This is a genomic window from Collinsella sp. AF08-23, from assembly GCF_003479805.1.
Taxonomy (GTDB): domain Bacteria; phylum Actinomycetota; class Coriobacteriia; order Coriobacteriales; family Coriobacteriaceae; genus Collinsella.
In genome coordinates this window covers 1-402 of record NZ_QUHV01000025.1, presented here as the reverse complement: position 1 = coordinate 402, position 402 = coordinate 1, and the positions used below count along the sequence as shown (strand labels likewise).

General features: G+C 70.9%; 1 protein-coding gene. It reads right to left on the bottom strand.

The window, feature by feature from the left end:
• Positions 1-402, bottom strand: a 402-nt coding sequence (locus DWV48_RS09430) for an IS3 family transposase (RefSeq protein WP_233546257.1), incomplete at both ends; no start/stop codon positions are given.

The following is a 402-nucleotide window of genomic DNA, read 5'->3' as shown; positions in this document are numbered from 1 at the left end:
ACCTCGAGCCCCTCCTCGCGCATGAGGCGGCGCACGGTCCGCTCGCCGCACGCGATGCCGCGGGCCGCGAGCCTCATGCGCAGGTAGCGGTAGCCGCGCGAGCCGCCGACGGCCTCGAACTCCTCGGCGAGCGCCGCCCGCGCCTCGGCCCACCTGTCCGGGGCCGCCGCGGCCCTCCGCGCGTAGTAGTAGCTCGACGGCGGGATCGCGAGCCTAGATGTCAAAGAGCTCAAGGAATACGTCCCCCTGAGCGCGTCGATGAGCGCCGCCTTCTCCCGGTTCGTCAGCGAGGAGGGGTCGGCGCCTGGGTCTTTTTTTACGAGCTCGACCACCTCGCGCATGAGGTCGTTCTCCATCCTGAGCTCGCGCACCATGCGCTTGAGCTCCTCCGGGTCGTCCGGC